This is a genomic window from Bacillus sp. FJAT-26390, from assembly GCF_001682865.1.
Taxonomy (GTDB): Bacteria; Bacillota; Bacilli; order Paenibacillales; family Paenibacillaceae; genus Pristimantibacillus.
Window position 1 is genome coordinate 209,571 of record NZ_MAQX01000001.1, and the last position, 19,355, is coordinate 228,925.

General features: G+C 48.7%; 16 protein-coding genes. 12 read left to right on the top strand and 4 right to left on the bottom strand.

Annotated elements, in window-relative coordinates:
- Positions 1-22 precede the first annotated feature (22 nt).
- Complete coding sequence (arfA, locus tag A7975_RS00965; protein ID WP_065383877.1) at positions 23-1,534, bottom strand: arabinosylfuranosidase ArfA; 1,512 nt, start codon at positions 1,532-1,534, stop codon at positions 23-25.
- A 144-nt stretch (positions 1,535-1,678) separates the two neighbouring features.
- On the opposite strand from arfA, the gene A7975_RS00970 reads away from it, so the two are divergent.
- The 7 genes from A7975_RS00970 to lacZ all read left to right on the top strand — a co-directional run bounded on the left by A7975_RS00970 (position 1,679) and on the right by lacZ (position 12,426).
- Positions 1,679-2,581, top strand: a complete 903-nt coding sequence (locus A7975_RS00970) for an ArsR/SmtB family transcription factor (RefSeq protein ID WP_065383878.1) — start codon at positions 1,679-1,681, stop codon at positions 2,579-2,581.
- A 49-nt stretch (positions 2,582-2,630) separates the two neighbouring features.
- Complete coding sequence (locus A7975_RS00975; protein ID WP_065384777.1) at positions 2,631-4,208, top strand: response regulator transcription factor; 1,578 nt, start codon at positions 2,631-2,633, stop codon at positions 4,206-4,208.
- Positions 4,209-4,211: 3 nt separating this feature from the next.
- On the top strand, positions 4,212-5,987 hold the full coding sequence (locus A7975_RS00980) for a sensor histidine kinase (protein WP_065383879.1): 1,776 nt from the start codon (positions 4,212-4,214) through the stop codon (positions 5,985-5,987).
- A 185-nt stretch (positions 5,988-6,172) separates the two neighbouring features.
- Entirely contained in the window at positions 6,173-7,471 is a 1,299-nt protein-coding gene (locus tag A7975_RS00985; protein WP_065383880.1) for an ABC transporter substrate-binding protein, read from the top strand.
- A 185-nt stretch (positions 7,472-7,656) separates the two neighbouring features.
- Complete coding sequence (locus A7975_RS00990; RefSeq protein WP_141680225.1) at positions 7,657-8,496, top strand: carbohydrate ABC transporter permease; 840 nt, start codon at positions 7,657-7,659, stop codon at positions 8,494-8,496.
- On the top strand, positions 8,489-9,313 hold the full coding sequence (locus A7975_RS00995) for a carbohydrate ABC transporter permease (RefSeq protein WP_053375345.1): 825 nt from the start codon (positions 8,489-8,491) through the stop codon (positions 9,311-9,313). The genes A7975_RS00990 and A7975_RS00995 overlap by 8 nt, the downstream gene beginning before the upstream one ends.
- 77 nt (positions 9,314-9,390) lie before the next feature.
- Positions 9,391-12,426 carry a beta-galactosidase, LacZ type gene (gene lacZ / locus A7975_RS01000; protein WP_065383881.1) on the top strand — a complete coding sequence of 1,012 codons (3,036 nt, stop codon included), beginning with the start codon at positions 9,391-9,393 and terminating at the stop codon, positions 12,424-12,426.
- A gap of 203 nt (positions 12,427-12,629) precedes the next feature.
- Here the strand turns inward: lacZ and A7975_RS34635 are convergent, their stop codons facing one another.
- The 3 genes from A7975_RS34635 to A7975_RS01010 form a co-directional block, all read right to left on the bottom strand.
- Positions 12,630-12,764, bottom strand: a complete 135-nt coding sequence (locus A7975_RS34635) for a hypothetical protein (RefSeq protein WP_255314133.1) — start codon at positions 12,762-12,764, stop codon at positions 12,630-12,632.
- Positions 12,765-12,800: 36 nt separating this feature from the next.
- Complete coding sequence (pdxR, locus tag A7975_RS01005; protein ID WP_065383882.1) at positions 12,801-14,237, bottom strand: MocR-like pyridoxine biosynthesis transcription factor PdxR; 1,437 nt, start codon at positions 14,235-14,237, stop codon at positions 12,801-12,803.
- A gap of 119 nt (positions 14,238-14,356) precedes the next feature.
- Entirely contained in the window at positions 14,357-14,671 is a 315-nt protein-coding gene (locus tag A7975_RS01010; protein ID WP_065383883.1) for a hypothetical protein, read from the bottom strand.
- A 117-nt stretch (positions 14,672-14,788) separates the two neighbouring features.
- Here A7975_RS01010 and A7975_RS01015 point away from each other — a divergent pair, with 117 nt between their 5' ends.
- The 5 genes from A7975_RS01015 to A7975_RS01035 all read left to right on the top strand — a co-directional run bounded on the left by A7975_RS01015 (position 14,789) and on the right by A7975_RS01035 (position 19,347).
- Positions 14,789-15,100: a Dabb family protein gene (locus A7975_RS01015; protein ID WP_053375349.1), complete on the top strand. Its 312-nt coding sequence runs from the start codon at positions 14,789-14,791 to the stop codon at positions 15,098-15,100.
- A 46-nt stretch (positions 15,101-15,146) separates the two neighbouring features.
- Positions 15,147-15,596, top strand: coding sequence for a nickel-responsive transcriptional regulator NikR (gene nikR, locus A7975_RS01020; RefSeq protein ID WP_053375350.1), 450 nt, complete (start codon positions 15,147-15,149; stop codon positions 15,594-15,596).
- Positions 15,597-15,931: 335 nt separating this feature from the next.
- Positions 15,932-17,479: an ABC transporter substrate-binding protein gene (locus A7975_RS01025; protein ID WP_255314204.1), complete on the top strand. Its 1,548-nt coding sequence runs from the start codon at positions 15,932-15,934 to the stop codon at positions 17,477-17,479.
- 21 nt (positions 17,480-17,500) lie between these two features.
- Positions 17,501-18,496 carry an ABC transporter permease gene (locus tag A7975_RS01030; RefSeq protein WP_053375351.1) on the top strand — a complete coding sequence of 332 codons (996 nt, stop codon included), beginning with the start codon at positions 17,501-17,503 and terminating at the stop codon, positions 18,494-18,496.
- The gene (locus A7975_RS01035) at positions 18,493-19,347 is read left to right on the top strand and encodes an ABC transporter permease (protein ID WP_065383884.1); all 855 of its coding nucleotides are present in this window, start codon (positions 18,493-18,495) and stop codon (positions 19,345-19,347) included. Before A7975_RS01030 ends, A7975_RS01035 begins: the two co-directional genes overlap by 4 nt.
- Positions 19,348-19,355: the final 8 nt, after the last annotated feature.

The following is a 19,355-nucleotide window of genomic DNA, read 5'->3' on the forward strand; positions in this document are numbered from 1 at the left end:
GATCCGGCGGTTTTTGTGCGGGCTAGCCTTTTTTGGTTTGAAGGCGAATGACATTCCACGAAGCTTTGCCAAGCGTGGCTTTCACATGACCGTTATCCGCTTTAGCGGTGCCGCGGCTATGAGGAACGACGTTGCCTGGATTTGCTTTGCTGTTGCTTGCTTTCAAATCTTCATTCTCCAAAACGATATGCTCAGTGATGCTGACCTCGCCGAAGCTGCGAACGTCAACGTCAAGCTCAAGACTCTCCGACAAATGGCGATTGACAGCAAAGATCGTTATTTCGCCCAGCTCTTCATTGAAAACGCTAATTGCTTCGAGGTAAGGGACATCCGTAAAATCTTTGGAGTCGTATTTTGGCGAAGAGGTAATCGGGTGAAGCACTGTACCTCTTCCATATAGTGAAGCATGTAGATACGGGTAATAAGTAGTTTGCAGCCATAGCGGTCCCCCATTTTCCGTCATAATCGGCGCAATGACGTTAATCAATTGCGCGATGCATGCCATCTTTACGCGGTCGGCATGCTTAAGCAGCGTAATCAGGAAGCAGCCTACTGCCAGCGCATCCTCAAGCGTATACACATCCTCAAACTCTGGCGGCGCTACCTGCCAGCGCTCAGCGGCGCGGCTTGTACCGATCGAGTTCCATACATTCCATTCATCGAGCGACAGCATGAGCTTCTTCTTGCTCCGTTTCTTCGCTTTCACATAGTCGCAAATAGCGGTAACGCTGTAGATGAATTGATCCATATCAAGCGACTTCGCGAGGAAGTTGGATGAATCGTTCTCGTTGTTGTTGTAATAGGTATGCAGCGACAAAAAGTCGACTTGATCGTAAGTGAGATCCAGCACCGTAGCTTCCCAATCCGCAAAGGTGCTCATGCCGCTCGATGAGCTTCCGCATGCGACCAGCTCGATGGTTGGATCAACCCAGCGCATCGCTTTAGCCGTTTCGTTCGCAAGCCTGCCGTATTCCACAGCTGTTTTTGCCCCGATTTGCCATGGCCCGTCCATCTCATTGCCTAGACACCATGTTTTGAATTTATGCGGATCTTTGTAGCCATGCGAGATTCGGAGATCGCTGTAATATGAGCCTGACGGATGATTGCAATATTCAACAAGATTGCGGGCGGCATCTACGCCGCGTGTGCCAAGATTGACGGCCATCATGACCTCAGATCCGACCAGCTTCGCCCAGTCCGCAAATTCATTTGTCCCCATTTCATTGGTTTCAGTCGTCCACCAAGCGAGCTCAAGCAGCCGCCTGCGCTCCGCCTTGGGGCCAACGCCGTCCTCCCAGTTGTAGCCGGACACAAAGTTGCCGCCCGGGTAACGAATGATCGGAACATTTAACGACCGTATCGCCTCAAGCGCATCAAGGCGGAAGCCATTTTCATCTGCCGTTGGGTGGCCGGGCTCATATATGCCCCCGTATACCGCACGTCCCAAGTGCTCAATGAAGGAGCCATACAGCCTAGGATCGACCTCGGAGACGGTAAAATTTTTATCGATAAGCATCGTTGATTTCATAGACATGGTAGATGAACCTCCTAGTTGAATTAGTAAATTAATTAATTCATAAGTGTTGATTTCGTATTTAATATTTATCATAATAAATAAATGCATGCAATATGAGAGAGTAGGATTAACTAAATTACTAATTGTAAAGCGGGTGTGAACATGTATTTAACGACGGATATGGAATCGCTGCGAGTTTATGAAGCATTGGCAAGCGAGGTGCGTTTGCAAATCATCGATTTATTATATACAAAAGAGATGCATATTAAAGAGCTCGCTTCAGTGTTATATTTGAGCAGCGCAATTGTAAGCACGCATGTCAGCAAGCTGCAAAAAGCGGGTCTAGTCAGCTATAGGATGCGAAGAGTCAACGGAGGAACCTATAAGTATTGCTCGCTTTGCACGGAGTATCTCCAAATCAGGCTTTCCAAAAAAGAACCGGAGGCAAGGAAATTCGCTGAGGTATCCGTGCCTGTGGGGCATTATACGAATATCGAAGCATCGCCCACATGCGGAATCGCCACGACGGAGAAGATGATCGGGCATTATGACAATCCGACCTATTTTTTAGACCCGGAGCGTGTCCATGCAGGTATTTTGTGGTTTGCTAGAGGATTTGTTGAATACAAAATACCTAATTTTTTATTTAAGGACCAGACGGTACGGGAAATCGAAATATCCATGGAAATAGGGTCGGAAGCGCCTCATACCAATGAGAACTGGCCATCCGATATTCGGTTTACGATTAATGACCAGTTGCTTGGCGTATGGACAAGTCCAGGAGATTTTGGCAGTATGAGAGGACGATTATCGCCAGCATGGTGGCATACTGATGTTAATCAATACGGTCTGATGAAGGTTATTCGGATTAATGAACAAGGAACCTTCATAGATGGACTGCAAATTTCATCGGTTAAAATAACGGATGTGCCATGGGATAGTAACCAGTGGACGTTCCGCATCAGCGCAGAGGATGTCTCGCGCGGGCGCGGGGGACTAACCTTGTACGGAAAAGGCTTTGGCAATTATGATCAGGATATTGTCATTCGCAGCTATTACGAATAAGCAGCAAATGAATATCGTGAGGAACAATACGGATGGCGGAGGTAACAAAATGGCATTTTCATGTCGTGTACTTATCGTTGATGATGAAATATTAGCAAGGCAGGGAATTAAACATCTGCTGAATTGGGAGAACGAGGGCGTTGAAATTGTCGGCGAAGCGTCGAACGGCAAAGAGGCGCTGGAGCTGATCGAGCAATTGGAGCCGCATATCGTCATTACAGATATCGTAATGCCGATTATGGGAGGAGAAGAGCTGACCCGTGCGATTAAGTCGAGGTTCCCGGAAATCGAGGTCATTATATTAAGCAGCTTCGGCGAGTTTGATTACGTCCGGTCAACGTTTCAAAGCGGGGTCGCGGATTATATTTTAAAGCCGAAGCTGGAAGCGATACAGCTGCTTGAGATCGTGAAGCGCACAGCCCGGAAAATTCCTTCCTTGCAGCTGCTTGAATCCGACGATGATGCCGGACTGTCGATTAAGCTTGTTCTCGATAAGCTCATCTCGGGTTATGAGGTTGATGTCGATAACAGCGTAATCGTGGAAGCGTTTCCGCATAATGGATTCCGATTGCTCGGAGCCGATTTGAAGCAGCTGACGGGCAAAAGCAGGGAGCGGCAGGCTGATTCGAAGCGGCTGGAAGAAATCACAAATGAACTCGATGCCAGCATGCCGCAAGCGGTTTATTTTCACCTGCCAACCGAACCGAATATGGTCGTTGTCCTTGTCAATTTGGATGTCCGCGACCAGGATAGGTTGACGGGCATCGCCCGAACTCTTGCCGCAAGGATGGGCGAGCAGATTCCTGAGATCGGCTGGACCATAGGCGAATCGTTTACCGGCTTGGGTGAACTTGGCGCAAACTATAAGGACAGCTTTTTGAAAATAAACGCATATCGCTACTTCCTCCCGGCATCCCAGCATTTAATCGTACATGGAGAGCTTCCGCGAGCAACCGAAGAAGCACGCCCATTTAATATGAATCATTTTACTGAGCAGATGAACCGGCGACAATTTGAAGAGGCGTTTGGGATGTTGCTGGATCATGTCCGTGTTCTTGCAAGCCATTATACGACCGACGTATTTGAGTTTAAGTCTTTTTTGGGCAACGTTATTTTTAATATTACGATTTTGCTCGGCCGCCTTGAATCCAATATGAAAAAGCTGGACGAAGCGAAATATGCTTATTTCAAATCGATCGGCGAATCGACGCATGTTAGCGAGGCTCTTGGCCTGCTCCATTCCTTTATTGCGGAGGCGAGCGCGGTTATCGAGTCAAGAGGCGCGGCAAGCGGCAATCCCAACATGACGCAGCTGCTTCATTTTATTCAGGAGCATTATGCCGAGCCGCTCAGTCTAACGGAAATCGCGAAGCATTTCCACTTTAATCCATCTTATCTCTCGACCTATTTCACATCGCATAATAAGGAAGGCTTTAGCGAATATTTGAACAAGATTAGAGTGGGGAAGGCAGCCGAACTCTTGCAGCAGGATATGGCGTCCATTTCAGAGATTAGCGGGATGGTCGGCTATTCGGACCATAGCTATTTTACGAAGGTATTTAAAAAGTTAACGGGCCTGTCGCCAAGCCATTACAGAAAACAATATACCGGCAAAAAGAGGGATTAGGTTATGAAAGGCTTTTTGGACAAATTTAAATATCACGGCCTTTTTATCAAAATGTTTATCGTGACGCTGGTCAGCATCATTTCCGTATCGCTTCTCACCTCGATTGTGATGATCCAGATGTCAGAGAAGCTGTTCATGAATACATTCAGCATTACGAACTCGAAAATTATTAGCCAAATCCAGACCAACTTTGAGTCGTTCAACTATTCGGTCGTAACGGCGTCCAACAACGTGATGCAAAATGGCGCGATCAAAGGCTTTTTGACAAAGCCGGACATGGACACGCTTTCCTCTCTGTACAGCTACTATTCGGCGAGCCAGCAGATGAAACGGATTCAATCGAATGTAGCGGCGTATCCGGTTACGATGACGATTATGGGCATGAATAAAAATAGCCACTCAACGGATAGCTCGTATTGGCCAAACTCCTTGGAGAAGCTTAAAAACAGCATTTTGACCGTGAATACGTTAATTCAGCCAAAGAAGCTGATTTATCAATTGGATAAACAAAATGTGGCCGGTTCTTCCGATGAAGATCCGGCTATCGTTGCTTCGAGAGCGCTAATGGAGAGGACGAGCGGCAAGCAATATGGCATTCTCTATTTTGCGATAAGGGAAAGCGATTTTAAGCGGTTTTATTCAAGCTTTACGAGCAAGGGCAACGATGTGATCATATTGGATCGTTCAGGTGTCGTCGTATCAAGCAACCGCCACGAGCTTATTGGCAGCAAAGAGCTTGATCTGCTTGGCTATGCGAAAGAAATCGAGCAGGAGAAGCTGCGCTTTAAAGATGTGAACGCACTCGGGAAAAGCAGCCTCGTGCTGTCCAATTATTTGCCTGTGTACGATTTTTATTTGGTCAACCTCATCGATAAGCAAGAGGTGCTCAGCGAGATGGTCGATTTCAAGACGGTCGCGCTTATTTGCGTTGCGATTGTTTTTGTTGCTCTAATCATCGTATTTCTTATATCCAGAAGATTGACCAAGTCCTTAACGATGCTGGCCAAACAAATGTCAGGCATAACGGAAAATAATTTCGTTAACTACATTACCGTTACAGGCAGCCATGAGATCAAGGAGCTTGGCAACGCCTATAACTATATGCTCGATGAGCTGAACGATTATATCGAGAAGCTGATTCAGACGCAGAAGGATCAACGGAACGCGGAGCTCTCCGCTTTGCAAATGCAAATTAATCCGCATTTTTTATATAACACGCTGGCATCCGTCAAAATATTAGTGCAGCAGGGCAATAAAGAAAAAGCGGCGGCAACGATAAACTCGCTCATCTCGCTTTTGCAAAATACGGTAAGCAACATCAGCGAGACGATCAGCGTAGCCCAAGAGCTCGTTAATTTGAAAAACTATGTTTTTATTAACCATGTGCGCTATGGCGAGCAGATTATGGTCAACTATTTTGTATCCGATGATTGTTATGGATATCACATTCCTAAGCTCATCATCCAGCCGTTCATAGAGAACGCCTTCTTTCATGCATTCCAAGACCGCAACGAAGGCCATATTTATGTGCTTATTTCCCGCGAGGAAGACGCGTTGGTGTGCGAGGTCGTCGATAACGGCGTAGGGATGAGCGGTTATGACCATGAAAATCCCGAGCATGCCTCCATTAGCACGAGCCATTTCTTCTCCGGCATCGGCATTCGCAACGTGCATGACCGGATCACGCTGCTTTATGGCGAACCGTTTGGCGTATCGATTGCGAGCGGCGATGGTGAAGGGACCCGCGTGAAAATTAGATTGCCGCTGCATAAGACCTAAAAAAAGTACCAATTCACAAAATTATTTCTAGTTACATATTAACGATGGGAAAGGTAACAATAGAATGACAAATCCACACAAATATATTGCTAACGAGTCATTTTCCCGAGTTGCTATAATGAATCTTGTTAGCCGGCAAACGCTTTCAGAAAAGAGCTTACAGCTACTAAAAGGGGTTGAAGGAATTGAAAAAATTACTCGTTATTATGTTAGCCAGCTTCGTGCTGCTTACGGCATGCGGCAAAGAAAACAATGCACCGAATAACGGCGGCACGACTGCTGAAGGAACAAAAGAAATTACAGTATGGGCATGGGATAAGGCATTTAATATCGGAGCGATGGAGCGGGCAAGCGAAGCTTACAAGGCTAAAAACCCGGATTCCACTTTGAAAGTAAATATTGTAGAGAATGCACAGGCTGATATCATTCAAAAATTGAACGCAGGCCTAAATGCGGGTACGACAAAAAGCTTGCCAACGATCGTATTGATCGAGGATTACCGTGCGCAAAGCTTCCTGCAAGCTTACCCGGATGCTTTCTTCGAGCTGACGGACTTCATTAAACCGGGTGATTTCGCCGATTATAAAATCGGGCCGACTAGCCTAGACGGCAAACAATACGGCGTTCCGTTCGATTCCGGCGCGGCGGGCTTGTACGTAAGAAGAGATTACTTGGAAGAAGCAGGCTTCAAAATCGATGACCTGCAGGATATCGACTGGCAGAAACTAATCGAAATCGGCAAAGCAGTAAAAACAAAAACAGGCAAATCGCTGCTAACACAGGATCCTAACGATCTTGGCCTCATTCGAATGATGATTCAATCCGCTGGCTCTTGGTACTTGAAGGATGACGGCACAACGCCTAACCTTGCAGGCAACGAAGTGCTGAAGGAAGCATTTGAAACGTACAAAGAGCTTATGGGCGCAGATATCGTAAAAGTAACTTCGGATTGGAGTCAATTTGTCGGCGCATTCAACGGCGGCGAAGTAGCAACCGTGCCTACGGGCAACTGGATTACGGCGTCGGTTAAAGCAGAAGCGTCACAATCCGGCAAATGGGCAGTCGTTCCTTTCCCTAAACTAGCAAAAGCGCCAAATGCGGTTCACGCATCTAACCTTGGCGGCAGCTCATGGTATGTCATGAATGTTGACGGCAAAGAAGCGGCGGCAGACTTCTTGAAACAAACGTTTGGCTCTGACGTGGACCTTTACCAGAAGCTTGTGAAGGAAATCGGCGCTATCGGAACGCTTAAAGCAGCAGCTGCTGGCGAGGCGTATAAAGAAGCGGACGAATTCTTCGGCGGCCAAAAAGTAGTAGAAGACTTCGCGAAATGGACGGAGCAAATACCACGGGTGAACTACGGTATGCATACGTACGCGATTGAGGATATTCTCGTTGTCGAAATGCAAAATTACCTTGGCGGCAAAGAGATCGACAAAGCGCTAAGCGACGCGCAAGCGCAAGCTGAAACGCAAGTTAAATAAATTAGATCATACGGCAATTAAATAAAACCTGGGGCTTTTCCTTCTCCTGATTGGCAAGTTTTTTCCGGCAGCAGGAGCTGGAGGAGTCTCCAAGGTTTTATTTCCGTAAAGAAAGGGGTTAGGCTACCGTGAAAGCAGCGAGGCCTGGCGTAAATATTCGCAGGAGAGCAAACTTGACTGGTTGGATGTTCGTTATTCTGGCCGTGATCATGATAGCGGCATTTTATTTTTATCCCATGATTCAAGCGCTCCTATTGTCGTTCAAATCCGGCAAAGGCATGAATCTATCATTTGTTGGCTTTGATAACTACGTCCGTCTTTTCAGTGATAAGACATTTCTAACAGCGGTTAAAAATACGTTCGTTTATTTAATTATCCAAGTACCTGTCATGATCGTTCTGGCGATGTTCATATCCGTTTTGCTCAATGACAGCAAATTGAAATTTAAAGGTTTTTTCCGTACGGCGATATTTTTGCCGGCTGTTACCTCGCTCGTTGCTTATTCTGTCATCTTCAAATATTTGTTCGCTACGGAAGGGCTGGTCAATAAGCTGTTGACCAATCTTCATTTGATCGGGACTCCCATTCAGTGGATTACGGATCCGTTCTGGGCAAAGGTGACGGTTATTATCGCAATCACATGGCGCTGGACAGGCTATAACATGATTTTCTACTTGTCCGCGCTTCAAAATATCGATCATTCGATCTACGAGGCTGCAAAAATCGATGGCGCTTCGTCGACGAGACAATTTTTTGGCATTACCGTACCGCTGCTTAAGCCGATTATTCTGTTTACATCCATTACGTCCACCATCGGTACGCTGCAGCTGTTTGATGAAGTTGTCAATATTACGAAGGGCGGACCGGGCAATGCCTCGATGTCCATTTCGCAATATATTTACAATCTATCCTTCAAATATTCGTCTGATTTCGGTTATGCGGCAACCGTGTCGTATTCGATTGTCATTATGATCATCATATTGGCGTTCATCCAGTTTAAAGCGGCAGGTGATAAAAATGGATAAATTCAAACGTATTTTTGTTTACATTTTTCTAAGCGCAGCTGCATTCGTCTCCATCTTCCCGTTTCTATGGATGATCATCAGCGCGACAAACAAGTCGGCAGATGTCACGAAGGGAAGATTGCTGCCCGGCAGCCAGCTCATCGAAAACATAAATACTTTGTTCAGTACGGTAGATATCGTGCCAGCGCTGCTGAACTCGGCAAAAATCTCCATAACGACAACGGTGCTGGCCATGGTTATCGCATCTTTAGCCGGCTACGGCTTTGAAATTTACAGGAGCAAAGCGAAGGACGTTGTATTTACGATCCTGCTGCTCTCGATGATGATCCCGTTCGCGGCGATCATGGTGCCCTTGTATCAAATGTTTGCAGGCATATCGCAAGCGATTCCTTTTATCGGCTTGGACACGCTCTCTGGCGTCGTGCTGCCGACCTTTACGACCGCGTTTCTTATTTTCTTCTTCCGTCAAAACACAAAAATGTTTCCGCGCGAGCTGCTTGAAGCTGGCCGGATCGATGGACTAAACGAAATAAGCCTTTTCTTCCGTATCTTTATGCCTACGATGAAGACAACATACGCGGCAGCCGGCATCATTACGTTCATGTCGAGCTGGAACAATTACTTATGGCCGCTCATCGTACTGCAATCGCCGGAGAAAAAAACGATCCCGATGCTGATCTCCAACCTAGGGTCCAGCTACTCGCCGGATTATGGCATTATCATGACCGCAATCGTGATCTCCACCATTCCGACTGCACTGGTTTTCTTCCTCATGCAGAAGCATTTCGTGGCAGGGATGACAGGCTCGGTCAAATAAAGCAAGAGCAAAGTCAGGCGGCTGCACGCTTCAATCGCGGCTGTCTGGCTTTTAAATACGATTAAGGGGAAAATGTGATGAATCCGATAAAGCCGAGTATAAACTGGCTCACTGATGTGAGCGTATTTGCTGTGAACCGATTGCAAGCACACTCCGACCACCGTTATTACGAGTCGATAGAGGAAGCTGCGGCGTTTGCGCCAGTGGCGCTTCGCCATTATTTGAACGGAAGCTGGAAATTCAGCTATTCCGTGAAGCCAGCCGACCGCCCAGAGCATTTTTATAAGGCGGATTACGATTGCGATGGCTGGAGAGATATCGAGGTGCCGGGACATATTCAATTGCAGGGGTACGGCAAGCCGCAATATGTCAATACGATGTACCCGTGGGATGGGCATAATGATATCCGTCCTCCGGCTATACCAGAGGATCATAACCCGGTCGGCAGCTATGTTAACTATTTTTCCGTGCCAGCCAATATGCAGGGCAAGCCTGTTTATATTTCGTTTCAGGGCGTAGAGTCGGCATTCTATTTATGGCTGAACGGTGAATTTGTTGGCTATAGCGAGGATAGCTTCACGCCGTCTGAATTTGATCTTTCTCCATTTTTGCAGGAAGGCGAGAACAAGCTGGCTGTAGAGGTGTACCAACGGAGTACGGGGAGCTGGCTCGAGGATCAGGATTTCTGGCGTTTCTCGGGTATTTTCCGCGATGTTTATTTATATACCGTTCCTAGCATTCATGTCCGTGATCTGTTTGTTCATGCTGAACTCGACGAGTCTTACACAAGCGGATGCCTGCGCGTAGATTTAAAGGTTTCTGCCGCGGAGCAGCCCTATGCGGTTAAGCTCGAATTGAAGGATGCGGAAGGGCATACGGTAGGAGCAGCTTCGTCGGAGCGATCCATAGGCGATACGCTGTCGCTCGCTGTTGAAGCGGGCAAAGTAACGGCTTGGAACGCCGAAAAACCTTATTTGTACGTCCTTTATCTAACTGTTTATGACCAGTCTGGCAAGCTTATCGAAGCGATCCCGCAACGGGTGGGCTTCCGCAACTTCGAAATGAAAAACAAGATTATGCATCTCAATGGCAAGCGCATCGTATTCAAGGGCGTGAATCGCCATGAATTCAACAGCCGCAGGGGCCGGGCCATTACGAAGGAAGATATGCTATGGGATATTGCAACGCTTAAGCGCAATAATCTGAACGCAGTCCGTACCTCTCATTACCCGAATCAATCGCTGTGGTACGAGCTTTGCGATATTTACGGGGTATATGTCATCGACGAAATGAATCTGGAAACGCATGGCTCGTGGCAAAAAATGGGGGCCGTTGAGCCTTCGTGGAACATCCCGGAGAATAAGCCTGAATGGCAGCCGATCGTAATGGATCGGGCGATTTCGATGGTGGAGCGCGACAAAAACCATCCGTCCATCCTCATCTGGTCGGTCGGCAATGAAGCGTATGCAGGCGAAGTGCTGCTGAACGTATCGAACTATTTCCGCGAGACGGATCCGAGCAGGCTTGTCCATTACGAAGGGGTATTCCATAACCGCAAGTACAATGCTACAAGCGATATGGAGAGCCGGATGTATGCAAAACCAGCCGATATCGAGCACTATTTGAACGATAACCCGGATAAGCCTTATATCAGCTGCGAATATATGCATGCGATGGGCAACTCCGTCGGCGGCATGCATAAGTATACGGAGCTGGAGCAGAAATACGCCATGTATCAGGGCGGCTTCATCTGGGATTATATCGATCAGGTCATTGTGAAAAAAGATCGGTATGGCAAAGAGTTTCTTGCCTACGGCGGTGATTTTGGAGACCGTGCTACCGATTACAACTTCTGTACGAACGGTATCGTGTTTGCCGATCGCAAGGAATCGCCGAAGATGCAGGAGGTCAAGTTCCTTTACCAAAACATCAAGCTGATCCCTGATCGCAGCGGCGTGAAGATCAATAACGAGAATTTGTTCGAGGGCACGAGCGGCTATCATTTGGTTATTGCGCTTCATCACGAAGGCAAGGCGATTTACCACAGCAAAATGGATGTGGATGTAGCTGCGCAAAGCGAAGCCTATCTGCCAATCGAGCTGCCTGCATCAGAGCAGCCTGGCGAGTATGCGCTGCACGCTTCGCTAGAACTAAAGGAAAAGACGTTATGGGCGGATGCGGGTTATGAGATAGCATTCGGACAATTTGTATTTGTGAATGAAGCGGGCGCAGTCTCTGCGCAGCCCGAGGGAGCGCTTAGAGTCGTAGAGGGCGATGTCAATATCGGTGTCCATGGCCGAGATTTCAGCATCATGTTCTCGAAGCAAGCGGGAACGCTGATTTCGTTAAACTACGCAGGCAGAGAGATGATCGCGATTCCGCCGGCACCATTGTTTTGGCGTGCGACGACGGACAATGACAAAGGTTTTGCGCTGGGCTTTGACTCCGGCGCATGGTTCGCGGCTAGCTTGACGCGCAAATGCATCAGCGTGGAGCTGACTCAGCAGGCAGGAAGCGCTACGGTCACATTCAAGTACAAGCTTAGCATTAGCAGCGAGGTTCTCGTCACCGTCGCATACAAGGTGCTTGCGGATGGAAGCTTGAACGTTACATCGTCCTATAAAGGGGCAGAAGGATTGCCGAAGCTGCCGATTTTTGCCTTGTCGTTTAAGGTTCCGGCTGATTATCGCCATTTGGATTGGTACGCGATGGGTCCGGAAGAAAACTATATCGACCGTGCCTTTGGCGCTCGCCTCGGCGAGTTCCAAAATGATGCCGCGGATAATGTATCCGGCTACGTAGTTCCACAGGAATCGGGCAACCGTACAGGCGTCCGCCGCGTTGGCATCACCAATGATGACGGCCATGGCATTCGTATTACAGCGCCTGCGACGCAGCCGGTGGAATGCAGCATTTCGCCGTATACCGCATTTGAGCTGGAAAATGCCCAGCATCATTACGAGCTGCCGGATGTTCACTACACGGTCGTTACGGTAGCAGGCAGACAGATGGGTGTTGGCGGCGATGACAGCTGGGGCGCGCCGGTACATGATGAATATTTGATCCAAGCGGATCAGGATTTGACGTTTGTTTTTAACATTCATCGCTTGTAAAAAAAGATACTTCGCGCGCTCTTGTGGTTGGAGCTGATGGAGACAGGATTAACGGGAGCTTTTCCAGCTAAATGGTCGATCTGAATTCCCAGCGGAGAAATAGATGGAGCTTTTCCTGTTATTTGTACAGAAATATCTTCCGAAACAGCAAACGAGCCTTAGAAGCGATTCTAAGACTCGTTTTTTTATCACAAGCTATTCACTTAATGAGATTCGTTCATCTGCTTCAATATTTGATCCTGAATGGCATCATCATCACGTACTATGCCAGCTCCAGCCATTAGGATATAAATAATGCCGCCGAAAAACAGTGCGCTCAAAATAACGATATAAGTCATGGGATGAATCTCCTTTCATTAGCAACAAGATTTAGTTCATGATTTAAAGCTCTCTAGCGCTTGCGAGAACGCGATGATCCCGGGATATATTTCTTCGTGTTTAGGTTTCGCATAGCAAAACCGGATATAACCAGGCTCCGAGCCATAGACGCTTCCGGGTATAAAAGCCACGCCTCGTTTGATCGCTTCTTCCAAAAGCTTGCCATCGTCAATTTTTTGATTGATTTTGCACCATAGGTTTAAACCGCCGAGCGGCGGGACGAAGCTTATCTTTCCTTGCAGCGTTTCCTTTAAAGTCTTAACCATGATGAGCTGCTTTTTAAATAAAGCTTGGCGTAATTGAACGATATGCCGGTCAAAATGCTCCGAAGTGAGCAGCCGTTCCGCTGCCCACTGCGACAGAATGCTCAATCCAAAATCCATTTGCTGCCTTGCGTCGGTTAGTCGTTCAATGACCGATTGGGGGGCAACCATCCAGCCGATCCGAAGTCCAGACGCGGCGATTTTGGAAAGGGACCCGATATAAAGCACGATTCCGCCCGTATCCAGCGATTTGAGCGGTGCGGGGACGTTTCCGTCAAAAGCGGTTAAGCTAAACGGATCGTCCTCAACAACGGGAATGCGCAAATCTGCGGCAATTTTCAGCAGCCGTTTTCTTTTTGACTCGCTAAGGATGGTACCGGTCGGATTTTGATAGTTGGGCGTCAAAAAAACCATCCGAATGCGATGCTGCCGGTACAGGCTTGCAACATCATCGGGATCAATGCCATCCTCGTGCACCGGCAGCCGAAAAATGCGCAGACCAGCTGATTGGAACATCGGCAGCGAGTAGCTGTAAGAGGGGTCCTCGATGGCTACGGCATCGCCCGGCGACAGCAAGCATTGCGTAATAAGGTATAAAGACTGCTGCGAACCGGATGTGATAAGCATGGACGACTCCGTCGTATGAATGCCGTTGTAGTGCTTAAGGGAGCCGACGAGCGTTTTTCTCAGCTGATAATAGCCCTGCGGATCATCGTAGCCGAGATGCTCATGAAAGGGCTGCTCTCGCAAAATCCGATTGACCAGCTCGTTTGGAAAAAGATCGGACGACAGCTCGCCGCTTGCCATATTAATGATCGAAGAGTCGTTTTGCAGAGCTTCCCGAACCCGTCGCATGAGCGGAAGATTTGGCAGAAATGTGCCGCCTTCCGTGTATTGCCGCCAGTTTGGCGTATTTTTAGGCGAAATGCCCCATTTGGTCAGACTGACGCGAGTGCCGCTGCCGACGGTGCTCTCCACTAATCCGGATGCGCGAAGCTCTTCATAGGCTTGGATGATGGTGCTTCGGTTCACGCCTAGCTGCTCAGCCATTTTGCGTTCGGAGGGAAGGCTGCTGCCAGGCGGAAGCTCCGCATAAGAGATGGCGCGCTGGATATGATCGACAATTTGCTGGTATAAGGGGGTTTGTGATGAACGATCGGGTTTCCACATGCTCTGCCAACACCTTTTGCGAATGATGATGTGTCTGGTCCTAACTTTACGGTAATGGATTAATATTAATATGTACACATCCAATTGGAAGTATTATGGACCCTCCAATTATAGCTGAATTAATCGTATTTTTCATCGTCGATTCGAATGGTTTGATCGACAATAAGCTCTGCTTCTGTCTCGAAATTTAAGTGCAGAGGAGCGGGAAGCCTCTCTAGAATACCGATAACCAAAGGCAAATCAAGAAATTGCTCAACGGTTTGGGGCATAGGCTTCAATTCGGTATAAGCCCAGTCCCGCACAGTATCGATAAAGGCGTAGAAGGAGGATTCGAATTGATCCGCCGCTCCTTCCGCATCGTCAACATTTGAGCTCGACATCATGCTCCAGTTTTTTAAAGCAGCCTCCAAGGCTTGGTTTATCTGCTCATTCATCGTTATTTCTCCTTTAATGATGTTGTTCCAAAGAACGTTTTGATTATAACATTTTGGCAGTAGTCCGTGATATGATAGGGGAAATGACCAATGCATTCGAAGGGAGCATGACCAAACATGTACGAGCATTTAGTATCCTTTAAGTTTAAAGAGAAGCTGTCCGAGGGCATGGAGAAAGAGCTGTTGGACGCATTGCATGTGCTGCCGTCAGAGGTTCCGGGTATCGTGGAGCTGACAGCCGGCATTAATGAAACGACAGAAACAGGCAACATCCAAGGGTATACGCTTGGACTCCGGGTGACTTTCGCCGATCAACAAGCCTTGCTCGCATACGGGCCGCATCCTGCGCATCAAAGCTTTGTCAGCAAGCTTGATGGCCTCATCGAAAATGTAATCGTGATCGACTATCCGATATCAAACAAGCAATAGCTGCTAGAGTGGGTGTTACAGAAAATGAGGCAGGCAGGGTGAATACATGGCTGACAAAGAAGAATTGGTCCGGTTTGGCGTATCGTTCCCGGCCCAGCTAATCGAGCAATTCGATCGATTTACGGATGAGCAGGGTTATTCGAATCGATCGGAGGCCATTCGTGATTTGGCAAGGCGAGCTTTGCTGGAGCCTGCCCGCATGAATGGGCAGGAGCATGTTGCAGGCACGATTGTCCTCGTCTATGACCACCACGCGAGCGATCTTCCAATCGTGCTAATGGAGGTGCAGCACCGCTTCCATCATGACATCATCTCCAATATGCATGTCCATTTGAATCACGATCAATGCCTGGAGGTCATCGTTGTAAGGGGGCAGCTCTCCCGGCTTCGATCGCTGCATCAGCAGATTCAAGCCCAGCGGGGCGTCATCTATGCGGAGCTCTCCGTTACTTATGCGGATAAACACGAGCAAGGCATGGAGCATGAGCATTCATAGTATAGAGCGGCACGGCCAATCGCTCGTAAGCACGGAGAGGTGCTAACAAGCGATAAGTTCGGGACATTCAACAGCTGTAAGCGCATATACGTGCTTGCAGCTGTTTTTTGTCTGTACCCCATGCCGAATTCACTTTGTCAGCACGCATACGGCTTGCAAGCCGCAAATACGATGCTAGTAAAAGCCGCTCTCCCACCTTATTTATATAGAAAAGGGATGAAATGAAGAGAATATCGTGTTACAATATCACATAATCGTGTCACGAAAGTTAACACAAGAAAAGGGGAGCTCAAGTGAAAAGATTTGTAACTGCAATCATGTATACGATCATCGTGATGATAGTCGTTTCAGGCTGCGCCGGAGCAAAGCCGCAAGCCAGCGTAACCAAGTCCGACGATTTAGTTGTGGCGATAGGCGCTGAGCCGGATACCGGCTTTGACCCAACAAAGGGCTGGGGCCGTTATGGCTCTCCATTGTTCCAGAGCACGCTGCTGAAGCGTGATGACGATCTAAAGATCGTAAATGATTTGGCAGCAGGCTACGAAATTAGCGAGGACGGCAAGGTTTGGACCGTTAAGCTCAGGGGGGATGTGCTGTTCTCCGACGGCAAGCCGCTCACCTCGGAGGATGTAAAATTCACCTTCGATACGGCTGCAAGCAACGGCGCGGCCATTGACTTAACGAATTTGGCAAGCGTTGAGGCGGGGCCTAATGAAGTGATTTTCAAACTGAAGAAACCTCAGTCTACGTTTGTTTATTTTCTCATTACGACAGGAATTGTACCTAAACATGCTTACAGCAGCACCTATGCTGAAAAGCCGATCGGCTCGGGACCCTATACATTTGTACAGTGGGATCGCGGGCAGCAGTTAATCGTAGAAGCGAATGCCAATTATTACGGGCGCAAACCACATTTTCAAAAGCTGACCTTCCTGTTCCTTAATGAGGATGCGGCTTTTGCAGCAGCTAAAGCTGGAACAGTGGATATCGCATACATCCCGTCTGCCTTTAGCAAGCAACAGGTTGCCGGCATGTATCTTGAAGCGGTGAAGTCAGTCGATAATCGCGGCATCGCGTTCCCTTACGTGAAAGCTGGCGGCAAGACAGAGGAAGGTTATCCGATTGGCAATGACGTGACTTCGGATGTGGCCATTCGCAAGGCAATCAATGCGGTCATGGACCGCCAGCAATTGGTGGACGGTATTTTGGAAGGCCACGGTTCACCTGCCTATACGGCAAACGACGGGCTTCCATGGTGGAACGAGGAGTCGGCCATCAAAGACAACGACGCGGAAGCTGCTGCAAAAATATTATCGGAGGGCGGCTGGACGGACAGCGATAACGACGGCATCGTAGAAAAAGGGACGTTGAAAGCGGAGTTTACGCTTATTTATCCGTCAGGGGACGTAACTAGACAATCGCTCGCGCTTGCAGCAGCGGATATGGTGCAAGCAGCAGGCATTCGAATGAATGTCGAGGGAAAAAGCTGGGATGAAATCGAAAAGCTGATGCATGCGAATGCGATCCTTCTAGGCTGGGGCAGTCATGATCCGCTTGAAATGTATAACCTTTACAGCAGTTCTTTTGGCGGCGTCGATTATTACAATACAGGCTTTTACAGCAATCCGTCCGTCGACAAGTGGTTCCAGCAAGCGCTTGATGCGCGTACGGAAGAGGAAGCGCTCAGCTATTGGAAAAAAGCGCAATGGGACGGACAGACAGGGCTAAGCGTCAAAGGCGATGCGCCTTGGGCATGGCTCGTTAATATCGACCATCTGTATTTGGTGAAGGATGGCCTTGATATCGGCAAGCAGCGGATACAGCCGCATGGCCATGGCTGGCCGCTAACGGACAATATCGAGAGCTGGGGCAGGAAAGAGTAATAGCGGGAAGAGGTATTTGGGATGATTCAAGCATTAGCCGTTTTTTTGGGAAAAAAGGTCATTCGCCTGTTCGCGCTGCTCGCATCGGTTAGTATAATTGCCTTTGCGCTGGTCGCCATGTCGCCGATCGATCCAGTGCAGTCCTACATTGGCGCCGATGTCATGCGTGTCGGAGCGGAGCAGAGACAGGAAATCGCCGCGTACTGGGGACTGGACCGGCCGTTTGCAGAACGGTTTTTGAAATGGGCGTCGGCTTTGCTTCAAGGAGATTTGGGGACATCCATGATCTACCGCGAGCCTGTAACGAAAGTGATAGCGGAGAGATTCATGCATTCGGCTCTGCTGATGGCGTTCGCTTGGATGCTGTCGGGCGTGATTGGATTTACGGCAGGCATAGCAGCGGCGTTAAAAAAAGATTCATGGGTCGACCGGCTAATCAAAAGCTATTGCTACACGCTCGCATCAACGCCTGCCTTCTGGATCGGTCTGCTGCTTATGATGATTTTTGCGGTTTGGCTAGGCTGGCTCCCCGTTGGGCTAGGGGTTCCGGCAGGCGTCTTATCGGGCAGCGTCACGATTGGCGACTATGTGAAGCATATGATTTTGCCGGCGATTACGCTTAGCGTCGTGGGCATCGCGCCGATTGCGCTTCATACAAGGCAAAAGCTTATCGATGTCATGGATAGCGATTATATTTTGTTTGCTAGAGCAAGAGGAGAGCGAGGGATGGGCTTGCTGCTTAGGCATGGCTTGCGAAATATCGCCTTGCCGGCCATTACGCTGCAGTTTGCGTCATTTGGCGAGCTGTTCGGAGGCGCCGTGCTTGCGGAGCAAGTGTTTTCCTATCCTGGACTTGGACAAGCGACAGTGGAATCGGGACTAAGAGGCGATGTGCCGCTGTTGATGGGGCTTGTGCTATGCAGCACGCTGTTCGTTTTTACGGGAAATGCGCTGGCCGATTATTTCTATCGCATGGTTGACCCAAGGCTGCGGCATGAGAAGGAGGTGCAAGGATGAGTCAGCTTGTTACCGCCCAGAAACGTAAATATCGTTGGAACGAGCGGCGGCGCACACTTATCTCTGCTGTTGGAGCGGCGATCCTGCTTGCAAGCATTGGGCTAGGCAGCTGGCTGCTGGGCTCGTCGGGGCTCTCCGTACAGTTGGAAAATCGGAATTTGGCACCGTCGCTGTCCCACTTATTCGGAACGGATTGGCTTGGAAGAGATATGCTCTCCCGCACGGTGAAGGGACTTGCTTTAAGCATTAAAGTAGGGCTGCTTGGAGCAGCATGCAGCGTTGTAATTGCAGCTATTATGGGCTTAATGGCGGCAACGCTTGGGAAGACGGCTGATCGCATCATCACATGGCTGATCGATGTTTTCCTGAGCGTTCCGCATCTCGTGATGCTGATCCTGATCGCGTTCGTATGCGGCGGCGGATTGAAAGGCATTGCAATCGGCATTATGCTCACCCACTGGCCTAGCCTTGCCCGGATTATTCGCGCAGAGGCGCTTCAGCTCATGTCGGCGGAATACGTGCTTGTAGCGAGGAAGCTGGGAAAATCGCGATATCACGTCGCGACTCGCCATTTGGCTCCGCACTTGTTTCCGCAGCTGCTCGTAGGCTTTCTTATTTTGTTTCCGCATGCCGTTTTGCATGAAGCAGCGATTACGTTTCTTGGCCTTGGCATGTCGCCGCATCAGCCGGCAATCGGCATTATTTTATCCGAATCGATGCGCTATTTATCGACAGGCATGTGGTGGCTGGCCGTATTTCCGGGCATTGGCCTATTGGTAACGGTACGTGCGTTCGATAAGCTGGGCAGTCATCTTAGGCAGCTTGTTGATCCTAGGAGCACGCATCTATAACAGCAATG